The sequence below is a fragment of the Vibrio nigripulchritudo genome (genome assembly GCF_027924785.1).
GTDB classification, from domain to species: domain Bacteria; phylum Pseudomonadota; class Gammaproteobacteria; order Enterobacterales; family Vibrionaceae; genus Vibrio; species Vibrio nigripulchritudo.
The window spans coordinates 1,199,728-1,216,055 of the sequence record NZ_AP027049.1; the positions used below are offsets into that span (position 1 = coordinate 1,199,728).

General features: G+C 45.6%; 14 protein-coding genes. 11 read left to right on the forward strand and 3 right to left on the reverse strand.

The annotated features are described in order from the left end of the window. The first annotated feature begins 309 nt into the window (after positions 1 to 309). Both cysB and QMG91_RS05740 read left to right on the forward strand, forming a co-directional pair. Positions 310 to 1,284 (forward strand): HTH-type transcriptional regulator CysB, encoded by a 975-nt coding sequence (cysB, locus tag QMG91_RS05735; protein WP_004406048.1) that lies wholly within the window; start codon positions 310 to 312, stop codon positions 1,282 to 1,284. 53 nt (positions 1,285 to 1,337) lie between these two features. Further along, complete coding sequence (locus QMG91_RS05740; RefSeq protein ID WP_281829515.1) at positions 1,338 to 2,534, forward strand: methyltransferase; 1,197 nt, start codon at positions 1,338 to 1,340, stop codon at positions 2,532 to 2,534. A gap of 28 nt (positions 2,535 to 2,562) precedes the next feature. Here QMG91_RS05740 and ald read toward each other — a convergent pair whose 3' ends face one another. Further along, a complete protein-coding gene (gene ald, locus QMG91_RS05745) occupies positions 2,563 to 3,687 on the reverse strand; it encodes an alanine dehydrogenase (RefSeq protein WP_022551167.1) in 1,125 nt (374 codons plus the stop codon). Between the two features lie 155 nt (positions 3,688 to 3,842). On the opposite strand from ald, the gene lrp reads away from it, so the two are divergent. The 5 genes from lrp to serS all read left to right on the forward strand — a co-directional run bounded on the left by lrp (position 3,843) and on the right by serS (position 10,888). Beyond that, on the forward strand, positions 3,843 to 4,337 hold the full coding sequence (gene lrp / locus QMG91_RS05750) for a leucine-responsive transcriptional regulator Lrp (RefSeq protein WP_004406045.1): 495 nt from the start codon (positions 3,843 to 3,845) through the stop codon (positions 4,335 to 4,337). Between the two features lie 239 nt (positions 4,338 to 4,576). Continuing rightward, on the forward strand, positions 4,577 to 7,438 hold the full coding sequence (locus QMG91_RS05755; RefSeq protein ID WP_281829521.1) for a DNA translocase FtsK: 2,862 nt from the start codon (positions 4,577 to 4,579) through the stop codon (positions 7,436 to 7,438). 78 nt (positions 7,439 to 7,516) lie between these two features. After that, on the forward strand, positions 7,517 to 8,134 hold the full coding sequence (gene lolA / locus QMG91_RS05760) for an outer membrane lipoprotein chaperone LolA (RefSeq protein WP_281829523.1): 618 nt from the start codon (positions 7,517 to 7,519) through the stop codon (positions 8,132 to 8,134). An 8-nt stretch (positions 8,135 to 8,142) separates the two neighbouring features. Next, positions 8,143 to 9,489 (forward strand): replication-associated recombination protein A, encoded by a 1,347-nt coding sequence (locus QMG91_RS05765; RefSeq protein ID WP_281829525.1) that lies wholly within the window; start codon positions 8,143 to 8,145, stop codon positions 9,487 to 9,489. A gap of 91 nt (positions 9,490 to 9,580) precedes the next feature. Further along, a complete protein-coding gene (gene serS, locus QMG91_RS05770) occupies positions 9,581 to 10,888 on the forward strand; it encodes a serine--tRNA ligase (RefSeq protein ID WP_281829527.1) in 1,308 nt (435 codons plus the stop codon). Between the two features lie 67 nt (positions 10,889 to 10,955). Here serS and bioA read toward each other — a convergent pair whose 3' ends face one another. Continuing rightward, positions 10,956 to 12,233 (reverse strand): adenosylmethionine--8-amino-7-oxononanoate transaminase, encoded by a 1,278-nt coding sequence (gene bioA / locus QMG91_RS05775; protein ID WP_281829529.1) that lies wholly within the window; start codon positions 12,231 to 12,233, stop codon positions 10,956 to 10,958. Positions 12,234 to 12,370: 137 nt separating this feature from the next. Here bioA and bioB point away from each other — a divergent pair, with 137 nt between their 5' ends. From bioB to bioD, 4 genes are read left to right on the forward strand one after another with little or no spacing between them, the layout of a single operon-like run. Further along, a complete protein-coding gene (bioB, locus tag QMG91_RS05780; protein ID WP_004406037.1) occupies positions 12,371 to 13,423 on the forward strand; it encodes a biotin synthase BioB in 1,053 nt (350 codons plus the stop codon). Next, positions 13,410 to 14,567, forward strand: a complete 1,158-nt coding sequence (gene bioF, locus QMG91_RS05785) for an 8-amino-7-oxononanoate synthase (RefSeq protein WP_281829531.1) — start codon at positions 13,410 to 13,412, stop codon at positions 14,565 to 14,567. Before bioB ends, bioF begins: the two co-directional genes overlap by 14 nt. Then, positions 14,561 to 15,367 carry a malonyl-ACP O-methyltransferase BioC gene (gene bioC / locus QMG91_RS05790; RefSeq protein WP_281829534.1) on the forward strand — a complete coding sequence of 269 codons (807 nt, stop codon included), beginning with the start codon at positions 14,561 to 14,563 and terminating at the stop codon, positions 15,365 to 15,367. The genes bioF and bioC overlap by 7 nt, the downstream gene beginning before the upstream one ends. Continuing rightward, complete coding sequence (gene bioD / locus QMG91_RS05795) at positions 15,361 to 16,056, forward strand: dethiobiotin synthase (protein ID WP_022604335.1); 696 nt, start codon at positions 15,361 to 15,363, stop codon at positions 16,054 to 16,056. The genes bioC and bioD overlap by 7 nt, the downstream gene beginning before the upstream one ends. A gap of 66 nt (positions 16,057 to 16,122) precedes the next feature. Here the strand turns inward: bioD and QMG91_RS05800 are convergent, their stop codons facing one another. After that, positions 16,123 to 16,290, reverse strand: coding sequence for a hypothetical protein (locus QMG91_RS05800; RefSeq protein ID WP_004406033.1), 168 nt, complete (start codon positions 16,288 to 16,290; stop codon positions 16,123 to 16,125). Positions 16,291 to 16,328 lie beyond the last annotated feature (38 nt).

Sequence of the window (16,328 nt, forward strand, 5' to 3'; positions counted from 1 at the left end):
CCCCCGAGGATACACGATAATGTATTGTTTCTGTACCCAAGATAAGAACAAAGTTCATTATTATCCTTACTTAGAGGAAAAATTAATGAAAAAATTAAATTTGCCCCGATTTATGCGGGGTCTATAGCAAAACCTACCTAATACTATAGTTGATAGTCAAACTCCTCACATAAGTATCTGCGTTTTTACTGTCTTTTTTTAGCTGAAGGCGTTATAACTAATACTTATATACCCAAGTAACTTCAATATGAAAAAGTCGTCGAGGCTACTTCGGTATATAAATTGAGAGTAACGGAATACGGGGTCGCGATGAAATTACAGCAATTGAAGTACATTGTTGAAGTTGTGAATCATAACTTGAACGTGTCGGCAACAGCGGAAAGCCTGTTTACCTCTCAGCCAGGCATCAGTAAACAGGTGCGATTACTGGAAGATGAGCTCGGTATACAAATCTTCGAGCGCAGCGGAAAGCACCTTACTCAGGTCACCAGTGCAGGTGAAGATATTGTTCGTATCTCGAGTGAAATTCTGGCGAGAGTGGAAAGCATTAAAGCCGTTGCAGGGGAGCATACCCATCCAGAAATGGGAACGTTGAATATCTCTACAACGCACACACAGGCTCGCTATGCATTACCAGATGTCATTAAAGGGTTTACTGCACGTTACCCGAAGGTGTCACTTCACATGCATCAGGGCACGCCTTCGCAAATGTCTGAAGCTGTAGCGAAAGGTACGGCAAACTTTGCTATTGCGACAGAGGCTTTGCACCTATACCAGGATGCGATCATGCTGCCTTGTTACCACTGGAACCGCTCTATTGTAGTGACCAAAGACCACCCATTGGCTAAGAAAGACCACGTGACAATCGAAGATTTGTCGACTTATTCACTGGTGACATACGTCTTTGGTTTTACTGGTCGTTCTGAGTTGGACACCGCATTTAACAATGCTGGGTTGACACCACGTATCGTATTTACTGCAACCGATGCCGATGTGATTAAAACTTACGTTCGCATGGGAATTGGCGTTGGAGTGATTGCTTCTATGGCTGTCGACAAAGAGCTGGATTCTGATTTGGTGGCGATAGATGCCAGTCATATCTTCGGTGCGAGTACGACAAGTATCGGCTTCCGACGAGGTACCTTCTTGCGTTCTTATATGTACGATTTTATGGAGCGTTTCGCGCCTCACCTGACTCGACCGGTAGTTGAACAGGCGATCTCTTTAAAAAGTAACGCAGAAATTGAAGAGATGTTTAAAGACATCGAATTACCTGTCCGATAAAGCACTTCCCCTTACCTTTGATTCCCCCTACAATCGCCGCATTCGGGGGAATCATGAACCATACCTTTTTAGACATAACATCCATTCTTAAACGATACGACTCTTTATGGCGTATTCAGCCATTTCATTTGAGTCTTCAGTCTGAGTGCCCTTGGGATTCAAGTCATCCCGAACTTAACACCTGGTTATTGGATCTGACTGAGGGCGAAATAATCGAGCTAAAATCAGATCCTGATGGATTAATTCGTAGAATCTCAGAGATTCTCCCTGACGCTTTAAGGCTAAAAGAATTAACCTCTTTGCCAAGCAGAGGCTTAAGTAATATTGCTTTGTCAAAAGGCGCTGAAACAGGTATACCCGGCAAGAAGCTGAGCCAGATTCTTTCCATGGGAGAAGCGTGTATTGAATCTCATCATGGTTCTGAGTGGTTAGAGTGGTGCTCCGGAAAGGGTTTTTTAGGTCAGGTATTGTCATCAAAGTCTCAAGAGCATGTAACCAGTTTTGAGTGGCAACACAGCTTGTGTGAGAGCGGGCAAACGCTTGCTGATAAAAAGAAGCTGCCGATGACCTTTATTCAGGGAGATGCTCTTTCAGATAGCTCCAAAGTCATATTCAAGCCCGAAATGCATGCTGTCGCGCTACACGCATGTGGCGATTTACACATTAGCCTGATTCGACACGGTAGCGACGCAAATTTGTCGGCTTTTTCAATAGCCCCTTGCTGTTATCACCTAATCCAAGCTGAACATTACACTCCGCTTTCGAGTGAAGGTAAGCGCTTGGATCTCTCACTTTCCAGAGCAGAGCTTCGTATTCCACTACAGGCAACGGTAACTGGTGGAGAAAGAGTTCATAGGCATCGAAGGGAAGAGATGATATTTCGCCTCGGTCTCGATAGCTATTTGAGACAAAAACAGCAAAGTGACTATACGCCAATACCAAGTATTAAAAAGTCCATGCTTTCGGAAGGTTTTGAGCATTTTTGTCATTGGGCAGCAGAGAAAAAAGAGCTGAATCTCGGTGATATGGATTTCGAATACTGGCAAGAAATTGGCGAACAGCGTTTTTGGATCATGGAGCGTTTGAGCCTGGTTCAGCAGATTTTTCAAAGACCATTAGAGCTCTGGTTGATCTTGGATAGAGCCCTTTATCTGCAAGAAAAAGGTTATGAAGTGACGCTTTGCGAATTTTGCGAACGGAATGATACTCCAAGGAATATTTTAATTCAGGCGAAAAAAAGACCTGCATAGAACAGGTCTTTTAAAACCAAAACTGAATTTAGTTGAACATCGCGATAGCTTGTTTCGCGTCAACGTATTCAAGGTCAAAGCTCTCTGCAACTTCTTTACAGGTTACTTTACCGTGAATTACGTTAAGACCTTCAAGTAGACCTTCATCCGCAAGAAGTGCTTTCTCGTAACCGTTGTTTGCCAGCTTGATAATGTAAGGCAATGTTGCATTGTTAAGTGCAAACGTTGAAGTACGAGCAACCGCACCCGGCATGTTAGCAACACAGTAGTGAACCACATCATCTACGATGTATGTTGGCTCTGCGTGTGTTGTTGCTTTTGATGTTTCAAAGCAACCGCCCTGGTCGATAGCTACGTCTACAACAGCAGCGCCTGGCTTCATGCGCTTGATGTGTTCTTTTGTAATTAGCTTAGGCGCGGCCGCACCTGGGATTAGTACCGCACCAATCACTAGGTCAGCTTCAAGTACATGTTTTTCAAGCGCGTCTTCAGTGGAGTAAACCACTTTTGCACGACCTTGGAACTCTTCATCAAGGGCTCTTAGTGTGTCGATATTACGGTCTAAGATAGTCACGTCTGCACGTAAACCAACCGCCATACGAGCTGCATTTGAACCAACAACACCGCCGCCGACAACGACAACTTTTGCAGGTTCAACACCCGGAACACCGCCCAGAAGAAGACCGCGACCACCATGAGATTTTTCCAAAGTTTGTGCGCCAGCTTGGATAGACATGCGACCCGCAACCTCAGACATTGGTGCTAATAGTGGCAGACGACCCATATTATCTGTTACAGTCTCATATGCTATGCAGACAGCTTTACTCTTGATAAGCTCTTCAGTTTGTGGAAAATCTGGTGCTAGGTGTAAATATGTGAACAATATTTGCCCTTCGCGCAGCATAGCGCGCTCGACAGCTTGAGGTTCTTTAACCTTAACAATCATGTCTGCTTTCGCGAAAACGTCAGCAGCAGTAGGAAGAATGGATGCACCTACGGCAATATAGTCTTGATCGGAAAAGCCGATGCCACTACCGGCGTTCGTTTCGACAATGACTTGGTGACCGTGAGAGACAAGTTCTCTCACACTGGATGGAATCATCCCCACTCGGTATTCGTGGTTTTTGATTTCCTTCGGTACGCCAATAATCATCCTGACTCCTCAATATTTCTGGTTGTATTATCTATGTGTAGGGTAATTCTGTCGAATTAATATCTAGTATAGAGTTGTGTTTGAAAAATTTGATACTGAATATTAAAAAGTTGTAGTATATTTTTTTGCAAGGAAGTAATAAGGTGGGATAAAAAATGGTGGATAACTATAAGAAGCCGTCCAAGGAACTTGATCGTATTGATAGAAACATTCTTAACGAGCTTCAGAAAGATGGTCGTATTTCGAATGTAGAGTTATCTAAGAGAGTGGGGTTGTCTCCTACGCCATGTCTAGAACGTGTGCGTCGTTTAGAGAGACAAGGGTACATTACGGGATACACAGCGTTGCTGAATCCTCAGTACCTGGATGCGTCGCTATTGGTGTTTGTTGAGATTACATTGAATCGAGGCGCGCCAGACGTATTCGAACAGTTTAACCATGCCGTGCAGAAACTGGATGACATTCAAGAATGTCACCTGGTATCAGGCGACTTCGACTATCTTCTTAAAACACGTGTATCTGATATGAGTGCATACCGTAAGCTGCTGGGTGACACACTTCTGCGTCTACCAGGTGTGAACGATACCCGCACATACGTTGTGATGGAAGAAGTCAAACAAACCAACCAGCTGGTTATTAAAACCCGATAAAGCAATCGAAAACGAATACAGATGAGTATGTATTCTGAACTCCTTTGAGATCTGGATTCAGCTTCAGAAGATTCGTTTGTTTCATTGCCCTTATTTTGTTCAGTCGCTAGCCTTTTTCTCAGGTTTGTATACAGAACAATGATTGGGTTTTACTGCTTGATGTGGTTAAATCATCAGACAAACCGAGCGGCTATTGCCGCTCGGTGCGTTTTGGAAAATGATAAATATAAAGTTGGTATATGTTCAGAGAGAACAAAGAAAAGGTTGAAACCATCATTAAATCCCAGGAAGAGGTATCTTCGCCTCGCTTAAATGGGATTCAAAGGCTACGTGATTGCTGCTTCATTCTCGGTTGCTTAACAGCAATTCTTATCTCTATTGCTCTGCTTTCTTTTGACCCAGCAGACCCTTCCTGGTCGCAGACGGCATGGGATGGGGATGTTAAAAATCTTGGCGGTCAATTTGGTGCCTGGGTTGCAGACAGTCTTTTCTTTGTTTTTGGCTCTATTGCCTATCCTCTCCCTATCGCTATTTCCGTTATGACCTGGGTCTTTTTCCGTAAACGCACGGAAGAAGAGCCGATCGATTTCGTACTGTGGGGAACTCGCCTGCTTGGTCTAGTGATTGTTACGATCACTAGCTGTGGTCTTGCAGACATTAATTTTGATGATATTTGGTATTTCTCGTCAGGAGGAGTGATTGGTGATGTGATCACAAATCTTGCTCTGCCGATGTTTAACCTGCTTGGTACCACATTGGTATTGCTTTTCCTATGGGGAGCAGGATTTACCTTACTGACAGGAATTTCCTGGCTTTCTATTGTTGAGTGGTTAGGTCAGTCTGCTATAGCTGCTGTTGCATGGTTTATTAATCTTTTACGTGGCTCAAAAGAAGAGCACATCAAACCAGAACTTCACGAACCAGTTTCAGATCTAAAAGGTGAAGCGGAAGAGTCAGAACCTCATTTCTCGGCTCTTGATGAATCAAAAGAAGAACCCGAGTCCAGATTCAATATCCATATTCCTCATTCGGCTCAACAACCTGAGCCAGAACCTTTGGTACATGACACAGATACCCCTGACTCTCAACCGTCGGTTCAATCTGACTGGGATGCTGAAGAAAGACAACTTTCACCTGATGCGACAATAGAAGAATTGACGCAGCAAGCTGAACAGGCGAACGACTACGCGGAAAATGCCGGAAAAGTAGCAGCTAGTGAACAGGTTTCTGAGCACAGCTCTGGTGACCTACCATGGGAGAGTTTGCCTTCTGATGCTAATCCAGAAGAAGAGGTAGAAGAATTATCTCGAGAAATCGCTCATGAAACTATTAACTTTGATGCGGTGGATGTGGAAGAAACTCACCCAACTATTTCTGAGTTTGAGTCACAACCAGTAGAGAGTGAGATTGAACCTGAGCCTATTGAAGTTTCTCAATCAGAAGAGATGGCGTCAGAGCCTGTCGAAGCACAGCAGCCAGAACAGCCTGCTGAAGAGAAAGATGAAGACGTGGCTGCATTTCAGTCTATGGTGGCTGATGCTCAGAAAAATATGGCAGCCAGCCAGAATCCTTTCTTGATTCAAAAGGATCAAACGCTGCCTGTTCCTACGTCACCCATGCCAACACTAGAGCTGCTTTATCACCCAGAGAAACGTGAAAACCATATTGATCGAGCTGCTCTAGAAGATATTGCACGACTGGTAGAAGCGAAGCTGGCAGACTATAAGATAACAGCGAAAGTTGTCGATATTTTCCCAGGTCCCGTCATTACCCGTTTTGAGCTGGACTTGGCTCCAGGTGTTAAAGTTAGCCGAATCTCAGGTTTATCTATGGACTTGGCGCGTTCACTTTCTGCCATGGCAGTTCGAGTAGTTGAAGTGATTCCAGGTAAACCGTACGTCGGGCTTGAACTACCGAACATGAGCCGTCAAACCGTTTTCTTATCTGATGTGATAAATAGCCCTCAGTTTGAGAGTGCAACATCACCAACAACCGTTGTGTTGGGTCAGGATATTGCGGGTGAGGCAGTCGTCGCCGATCTGGCAAAAATGCCTCACGTACTGGTGGCCGGTACCACAGGTTCTGGTAAGTCGGTCGGTGTGAACGTCATGATCCTCAGTATGCTTTACAAAGCGAAACCTGAAGATGTTCGCTTTATCATGATTGACCCGAAAATGCTGGAGCTTTCGGTTTACGAAGGTATCCCACACCTGCTTTCTGAAGTTGTGACCGACATGAAAGATGCGTCGAATGCGCTTCGCTGGTGTGTGGGTGAGATGGAACGTCGATACAAGCTTATGTCGGCACTTGGTGTACGTAACATCAAAGGTTTCAATGAAAAGCTGAAAATGGCAGCCGATGCGGGGCATCCAATCCACGACCCGCTGTGGCAACCTGGCGACAGCATGGATGAAATGCCACCTTTACTTGAAAAACTGCCTTACATCGTTGTTATTGTCGATGAGTTCGCCGATTTGATGATGGTAGTGGGTAAGAAAGTGGAAGAGCTGATCGCCCGCTTGGCCCAAAAAGCTCGTGCAGCAGGTATTCACTTAATTCTTGCCACGCAGCGTCCATCGGTAGACGTAATTACCGGTCTGATTAAAGCGAATATACCAACCCGTGTTGCCTTTACTGTATCAACCAAAACGGACTCCCGAACTATTCTGGATCAGGGCGGTGCGGAATCCTTGCTGGGTATGGGCGATATGCTTTATCTACCTCCAGGTTCAAGCCACACAGTACGTGTTCATGGTGCTTTTGCTTCAGACGATGATGTTCACTCCGTGGTAAACGACTGGAAAGCACGTGGTAAACCAACCTACATTGACGAAATTACCAATGGTGAGCAGACCGCAGATACTCTGCTTCCGGGTGAATCAATGGAAGCCGATGAGGATGTAGATCCACTGTTTGATCAAGTGGTAGAGCACGTAGTGGAAAGTCGCCGTGGTTCTGTGTCTGGTGTGCAGCGTCGATTTAAGATTGGTTATAACCGCGCCGCTCGTATTGTCGAGCAGTTAGAAGCTCAGGGAATTGTGAGTGCTCCTGGTCACAATGGTAACCGAGAGGTACTGGCTCCACCGCCAATCAAAGATTAGTTAAGGCAATGAAACAGAGGAAAGTATTCGTTGTCCAATCGGTATCAAGAGAAAACCGAGTAGTAATAGAGAATTAAAATGAGTAGATGGTTAATAATCTGTGCCTTAGGCATCTCGAGTGCCGTATTTGCGTCCCCCAAGTCAGAATTGAGCGGAAGGCTGAGCAAGAACGAAGGCTTTAGCGCTGAATTCTCCCAAACTGTTACAGCGCCCGATGGTGAGGTTATTCAAGAAGCCAAAGGAACAGCAGAAATCGCTCGTCCGAACATGTTTCGCTGGTCTACTGATTTTCCAGATGAAAGCGAGTTAGTCTCTGATGGCAGTAGCGTATGGTTTTACGAGCCCTTCATGGATCAAGTTAGCATTTACAGCCAGGAGCAAGCGACTGGGCAGACTCCATTCGTACTTTTAACTCGTGACCGAAAAAGCGACTGGGATAATTATGAAGTGGAGCAGAAAGACAACCGCTTTGTGCTTAAGCCAGTAGATAAAAATACTACGCAAGGTCAGTTTGTCATCGAAGTGACGGGTAAAGGGAAGATAGAAAGCTTTTCCGTTATTGAGCAGGACGGTCAGACAAGTGAGTTTACATTTACCTCAATGAACTTATCAGCGCCATCTGAGGATACCTTCACCTTTACTCCGCCAGAAGGAGTTGAAGTGTACGATGAACGCGATGGGTTAAGTAATGAGTAACCTTAACCATGAGTAATTACACGCTGGATTTTGCTGGTGGCGATGATTTTCGACCTCTAGCCGCGAGAATGCGTCCAGAGACTGTTGAACAATACATTGGTCAGCAACATGTCCTTGGTGAAGGTAAACCTCTGAGACGTGCCCTAGAAGCAGGGCATTTGCATTCCATGATTCTATGGGGACCGCCGGGTACGGGAAAGACAACGTTGGCAGAGGTTGCTGCGAACTATGCCAATGCCGAGGTTGAGCGAGTATCAGCAGTCACATCTGGCGTGAAAGACATTCGAGTAGCCATTGAGAAGGCCAGAGACAATAAGTCGACAGGTCGTAAAACTATTTTGTTTGTTGACGAGGTGCATCGTTTCAACAAAAGCCAGCAAGATGCCTTTCTTCCACACATCGAAGATGGCACGGTCACTTTCATTGGTGCTACCACAGAAAACCCTTCTTTCGAGCTAAATAACGCTCTACTTTCCCGGGCTCGGGTATACAAACTTTCTTCTTTGAATAACGAAGACATTCTTCAGGTACTCAATCAGGCTTTGAATGACAAAGAGCGCGGATTAGGTAACGAAAAAGCCAACTTTGAAGAAGGAGTGTTGGATCGTTTAGCTGAACTTGTTAATGGTGATGCCAGAATGTCACTCAATTACCTTGAGTTGCTGTTCGATATGGCGATCGAAGAAGAGGGCGCGAAATACATTCCTTTAACGCTATTAGCCGAAGTTGCTGGTGAGAAAGTCGCACGCTTCGATAATAAAGGGGACGTTTGGTACGACCTTATTTCCGCTGTACACAAATCAATTCGAGGTTCAGATCCGGACGCAGCCCTGTACTGGTCTGCCAGAATGATTTCTGCCGGATGTGATCCGCTTTATATTGCTCGCCGACTGCTTGCCATTGCCTCCGAAGATATTGGTAATGCTGATCCTCGCGCAATGCAAGTTGCCCTGTCTGCTTGGGACTGTTTCGCTCGCGTTGGTCCGGCGGAAGGAGAGCGAGCTATTGCTCAGGCGATAGTTTACTTAGCATGTGCTCCAAAAAGTAATGCTGTATATAACGCTTGGAAACAAGCGCTGAGAGATGCCCAGAATCATCCCGAATACGAGGTACCACCTCATCTTAGGAACGCGCCGACCAGTTTGATGAAAGATTTGGGCTACGGTGAAGAGTACCGATACGCGCATAACGAACCCGGAGCCTACGCTGCTGGGGAAGTTTATTTTCCTCCTGAAATGGCAGAAACCCGCTACTATTTCCCCACAAATCGGGGCTTAGAAACCAAAATCGGCGAAAAGTTAGATTATCTCGCCTCTTTGGACACAAAAAGCCCACAAAAGCGCTATGAAAAGTAGCGCTTTTTGGATATCTTTACCTAGATAAATTTCTTAGTAGCAGGGGAGCCTGCTACGTCTTCAAAACAAACCAAAAGGCATAGGATTAGCAATGCTGGATTCTAAATTACTTCGAACTGAGCTGGATGAAACAGCTGCAAAATTAGCACGTCGCGGCTTTAAGCTAGACGTAGAGACAATTCGTCAACTTGAAGAACAACGTAAGTCCATTCAAGTAGAAGTTGAAAATTTACAATCCTCACGCAACTCCATCTCCAAGCAAATTGGTCAGAAAATGGCTGCTGGCGACAAAGAAGGCGCGGAAAAGATTAAAAAACAAATCGGCAACCTTGGCAGTGAGCTGGATGCGAAGAAAGTGCAGCTGGCTGAAATTCAGTCTCAGCTAGAAGACGTAACCCTGTCTGTACCAAACTTGCCAGATGACTCTGTGCCAGACGGTAAAGACGAAAGCGAAAATGTTGAGATCTCTCGCTGGGGTGAACCGAAATCTTACGACTTTGAAGTGAAAGATCATGTCGACCTTGGTGAGCTTAGCGGCGGCTTGGACTTCGCAAGCGCGACCAAAATTACGGGTGCACGTTTCATCGTAATGAAAGGTCAATTTGCTCGTCTGCATCGTGCAATTGCACAGTTTATGCTGGATCTTCACACCGATGAGCATGGTTACACTGAAATGTACGTGCCGTACCTCGTGAATGCAGATAGCCTCTACGGTACAGGTCAGCTTCCTAAATTTGGTGAAGATCTGTTCCACACTGAGCCACTGACTGAAAAAGTCAGCGATGAAGAACCTCGTAAACTATCGCTGATTCCAACCGCGGAAGTGCCAGTAACGAATATGGTTCGTGACACTATCTCTGAAGAAGCTGATTTACCGCTTAAGATGACAGCACACACACCTTGTTTCCGTTCTGAAGCGGGGTCTTATGGTCGTGATACACGTGGTCTTATCCGCATGCACCAGTTCGACAAAGTAGAGCTGGTTCAAATCACTAAACCAGAAGATTCAATGGATGCACTTGAAGAGTTGACTGGTCACGCTGAAAAAGTACTTCAGCTTCTGGATCTTCCTTACCGTAAAGTCGTACTTTGTACAGGTGATATGGGCTTCGGTGCTCGTAAAACTTACGATTTGGAAGTCTGGGTTCCGGCTCAGGAGACATACCGCGAGATTTCGTCTTGTTCAAACATGTGGGACTTCCAGGCACGTCGTATGCAAGCTCGTTTCCGCCGTAAAGGTGAAAAGAAACCAGAGCTTGTACATACATTGAATGGCTCTGGTCTGGCAGTAGGTCGTACCATGGTAGCTATCTTGGAAAACAACCAGGAAGCGGATGGTCGTATCGCCATTCCAACCGCACTTCAGAAGTACATGAATGGTGCAACGCACATCGGTTAATTAACTGAGTAAAAACGTAAAAAAAAAGCTGGCTTATGCCAGCTTTTTGCGTTTTGAATGCCCTTCCTTACTGGAAGCAAATGTCTTTTTCTAAAGCACTTGATATAGCAGAAATCAGTTTATCGACATGCTGCTCTTCACTTATGTACGGAGGCATCATATAAATTCGATTCATAAACGGGCGAATCCAGACACCCTGCTGAACAAAATGCTCCTGAATCACTTCCATATTGACGTTCTGATGGGTTTCTACAACGCCAATTGCTCCCAGCCAGCGCACGTTATTAACGCGTTTATGAGATGCTAGTTTTGGAAGCTTTTCCGCGAACCAGCTTTCTATGTCCTGTGTTTGTTGTTTCCATTCATTGGTTTCAAGCAGCGCTAAACTCGCACTGGCAACGGCACAGGCTAAAGGGTTGCCCATAAACGTGGGACCATGCATAAAGCAGCCTGCTTCGCCTCCGCAAACGGTATTCGCGACTTCTTTTGATGCCATAGTGGCAGAGAGGGTCATGTATCCCCCGGTAATGGCTTTTCCAACGCATAGAATGTCTGGTTCAATTCCAGCGTGTTCAGATGCAAACATTTTACCCGTACGACCAAACCCAGTGGCAATTTCGTCGAGAATCAGCAGAACCTTGTATTCATCGCACAAGCGACGAACCTCTTTCAAAAACTGGGGATGATATATATGCATGCCTCCAGCACCCTGAACAATGGGTTCTAAAATGACCGCAGCAATATCGCTTTGATGAGTTTTGAGTTTCTGCTCAAAATCTGCGATGTCATCTGGATTCCATTCATCGAAATACCCAGACTTTGGGTTTTCAGCAAAAATGTGTTCTGGCAGAAAGCCTTTATACAGGCTGTGCATGGAGTTATCAGGATCGGTGACGGACATCGCCGCAAACGTGTCGCCATGGTATCCATTTCTCAAAGTTAAAAACTTCGGACGCTTTTCTCCTTTGGCATGCCAGTATTGTAATGCCATCTTCAAACTGACTTCGACAGCGACTGACCCAGAATCGGCGAGGAATACGTGTTCCATTCTACTTGGCGCAACGTTTAATAGCTTCTTACAGAGCTCAATGGCGGGTTCATGAGTCAGCCCACCAAACATCACGTGAGACATTTTATCGATTTGAGTTTTTGCTGCTTGATTCAGAACTGGGTGGTTATACCCATGAATAGCCGACCACCAAGACGACATCCCATCAATAAGGTCTTTACCATCTTCCAAGTGGATCTTAACTCCATTGGCTGATACGGCTGGATAGCAGGTCAGAGGTGTGAGGGTAGAAGTGTAGGGATGCCAGATGTGCTCTCGGTCGAAGGCTAAATCCATGGTGCTCTCTTTAATTTTAATTGTTTAAAAAATGAACAATTGTAAACCTTGTTTGGGTTTGCAATGTTGACAGTCTATCGGTTGTCAGTACACTAGCCAAGTAGCAATTAACAATAATCAAAATTAAGGATACGCACGTGGAAGTACGTCATAACTGGACTCATGCTGAAGTCAGAGCCCTTATGGACAAGCCGTTTATGGATCTGTTGTTTGAAGCACAATTGATTCACAGACAACATCAGCAGCACAACCATGTTCAGGTAAGTACCCTGCTTTCAATCAAAACCGGTGCGTGTCCCGAGGACTGTAAGTACTGCCCTCAGAGTGCCCGTTACACAACTGACGTCGAAAAAGAGCGTTTGATGGAAGTGGAACGAGTTCTCGATGCGGCTCAGAAAGCCAAAAATGCTGGTTCAACTCGTTTTTGTATGGGAGCGGCCTGGAAAAACCCAAAAGAAAGAGACATGCCACACCTAACCCAGATGATCAAAGGGGTAAAGGGTATGGGTTTAGAAACCTGTATGACTTTGGGTATGTTAACGCCGGATCAAGCTAGTGAACTGGCAGATGCTGGTCTGGACTACTACAACCACAACCTAGATACTTCACCTGAATTCTACGGCAGCATTATCACCACTCGTACTTATCAAGATCGTCTGGATACGCTTTCGCATGTTCGTGATGCAGGTATGAAGATCTGTTCTGGCGGTATTATCGGTATGGGTGAAAGTGTAAATGACCGTGCTGGTCTTTTGGTTGAACTGGCGAACTTACCAGTTCACCCTGAGAGTGTTCCTATCAACATGTTGGTTAAAGTGAAAGGTACGCCACTTGAGAGTGTGGATGACGTTGAACCCTTTGATTTTATCCGTCTGATCGCTATTGCGCGTATCATGATGCCGATGTCGGCAGTTCGCTTATCAGCAGGTCGTGAAAACATGAACGAGCAGATGCAGACGTTATGTTTTATGGCTGGTGCTAACTCTATCTTCTATGGCTGTAAGCTACTGACCACACCAAACCCTTCCGAAGACAAAGATATGCTTCTGTTCAAAAAGCTTGGAATCAACAGCCAGGCTGTTAGTCAGAAGCCAGACGAAATTGAAGAGAATGAATTGCTTGATAGGGTAGTGGAACGTGTAGCAGCACGCCCAGCAAAAGACGATTTGTTCTACGATGCAAGCGTTTAAAGACCGAATCCAGTCCCGGCTAAAAGAGCGTGAGGAGAAAGGGCTATCCCGCCGCCTCACGGCTTTGAGTGGGGCAAATAGCTCAGGTTTTCAACGAGATGGTAAGCAATACCTAAATTTTTCCAGCAACGATTATCTTGGTTTGGCAACAGAGCCAAGCTTAGTGTCTGCATGGCAGGAAGGGCTGAGTTTATACGGTGCGGGAAGTGCGGCTTCTCCGCTTATTACTGGCTTCTCGGATGCTCACTGCAAGCTAGAGGAGACCTTGTGCGAATGGCTGGGTTTTGAACGAGCCATCTTGTTCAGTTCAGGTTTTAGTGCGAATCAGGCTGTGCTTTTTTCCCTTTTGGAAAAAGATGATCTTCTGATCCAAGATAAACTAAACCACGCGTCGTTAGTGGAAGCGGGGATGCTTTGTCCGGCTTCCATGAAGCGTTTCAGGCACAATGACATCGACCACCTTAATTCACTTGTTGACCCTTCGAAATCTACATTAGTGGTGACCGAAGGAGTGTTCAGTATGGATGGAGACCTGTCTCCATTGTCTTGTCTGGCAGAAAAAGCAGAACAGAATAATGCTGCTTTGATGGTGGACGATGCCCATGGAATTGGCGTACTGGGCGAAGAAGGTCGGGGTAGTTGTGAACACGCTGGTATTAAACCAGACATTCTGGTGGTGACATTTGGTAAAGCCCCAGGCTTATCTGGTGCGGCAGTTATGTGTAACGCCAATTTGGGTGATTACTTTACGCAATTCGCTCGTCATCATGTTTATTCGACCGCAATGCCGCCTTCTCAGGCGCACGCTCTGACTCACTCTGTTTCATTGATGCGTACACAGCAATGGAGAAGGGACAAACTAGCTGAGTTGTCAGGTACTTATGATGAAGCGCTTGCCGATTTACCTGGATTCATACACACAGATGCTCCGATTAAACCTTTTCTTTTTGGGGAAGCAGAAGTAGCGGTAGATGTCGCTCATAACCTGAGAGAGCAGGGGATTTGGGTGACGGCCATTCGTCCTCCCACAGTGCCTAAAGGTCAGGCGAGGCTGCGCATTACATTGACAGCGAATCACTCGATAGCAGACGTAGCAAAGATGGCAAACAAGATTAAACAAGTAGTAGCGAGTCGCGTATGTTAGAACAAGCGGTTTTAATCTCTCATCACACATCCGATAAACGAGCCATTTCCGAATCTTTTGGGCGTGCTGCAGCAACGTATGATCAGCATGCTGCGTTCCAGCGCCAGGTTGGCCATCTTCTTCTTGATAAAATGCCTGAGGATCTGACAGGAAAAGTCATACTGGATTTAGGCTGCGGTACGGGTTACTTCTCTGAAATTCTGGCTATCAGAGGTGCTAAGGTGGTGGCGGCAGATTTATCGGAGGCAATGTTGTCCGCGACAGAACACCGATGTGAGGGACTGAACGTGCACTGCGAAAATGTCGATGCAGACTCTCTACCATTTTCTGACAACAGCTTTGATTTTGTTTTCTCCAGCTTGGCATTGCAGTGGTGTGATGATTTATCCGTGCCGCTAAGGGAGATTCAACGAGTAGTAAAACCGGGTGGGAAAGCATGGTTTTCTACTCTTCTGGATGGCTCATTGATAGAGCTAAAGAACGCATGGAGCAAAGTTGATGCATATCAACATGTGAATGCATTTTTATCCAGTAAACAGGTAAAACTTGCGTTAGCGCAAGCAGGATGCAGTACTCATCACATAGACTCGTTTCCCATCACTTTGAGATACAACTCTGCTCTGGAGTTGATGCGAGACTTAAAGGGCATCGGTGCTAACTATGTCGAAGGTCGCTCAGTTGGTCTGGTTACAAAATCCAAGCTGAAAGACGTAGATAAAGCCTACCGACGCTTGTATGCCCATCAAGGTCTATTACCTGCAACTTACCAAGTTTGTTTAGGAGAGATATCAGCATGCTAAATGCATTTTTTATTGCCGGTACGGACACCGAAGTGGGAAAAACGGTTGCTTCAAAAGCAATTCTCCAAGCCCTTAATGACAAAGGATTTTCAACCATTGGCTACAAACCGATTGCCTCGGGGTGTGAGCTGACAGAACAAGGGAAGAGAAATTCAGACGCTCTTCACCTGCAAGAAGCTTGCAGTCTTGATGTAAGCTACGATGATGTAAATCCATTCCCAATGATGATCCCTGCTTCTCCACACATTGCGGCTAAGCGCGACGGTATGGAAATTGATTATGACGTGCTAAGCGAGAAGCTTTCTCAACACAAACAGAAAGCGGACGTGGTTCTGGTTGAAGGAGCGGGAGGCTGGAGAGTTCCAGTCTCAGATTCTGATTGCCTGTCGACTTGGGTTAAGAAAGAAAAACTGCCTGTAGTGCTGGTGGTTGGGATTAAGCTTGGTTGCCTGAGCCACGCGATGTTGACGGCTGAAGTTATCAAAAATGATGGTTTGGAGCTTGTAGGCTGGGTGGGTAACCGAATTAATCCAGGTACTGAGCATTATGCTGAAATCATCAAGATGCTTGAAGACAAAATCCCTGCACCTAAGCTGGGAGAGATCCCATACGTACCAAGTGCCAAGAGCAAAAATATTGGTAAGTATATTGATGTGTCGGCTTTGGTTGAAGAAGCCATATTGGCTTAATTGACCACTGCTTTGAACAACAAAAAACGGCTGCTCAAAAGCAGCCGTTTTTTGTTTTGGAATTTCTTATTTTTCTGCAGTTAGACCCATCAATGCTTGCTGAGTGTCAGTGATCTGCTGCTGGCGTTGAACGTCTGACTTCAACCCTAGCTGCTCACGTGCCTCATCTTCGGTTAAACCCAAGTGGCAGCAAAGCATATCAATAGCCATCTGAAAATTTCCGTTGTCATTCATGTTTCCATTCTCCGTGGATATTCTATTTGGGAATCGCT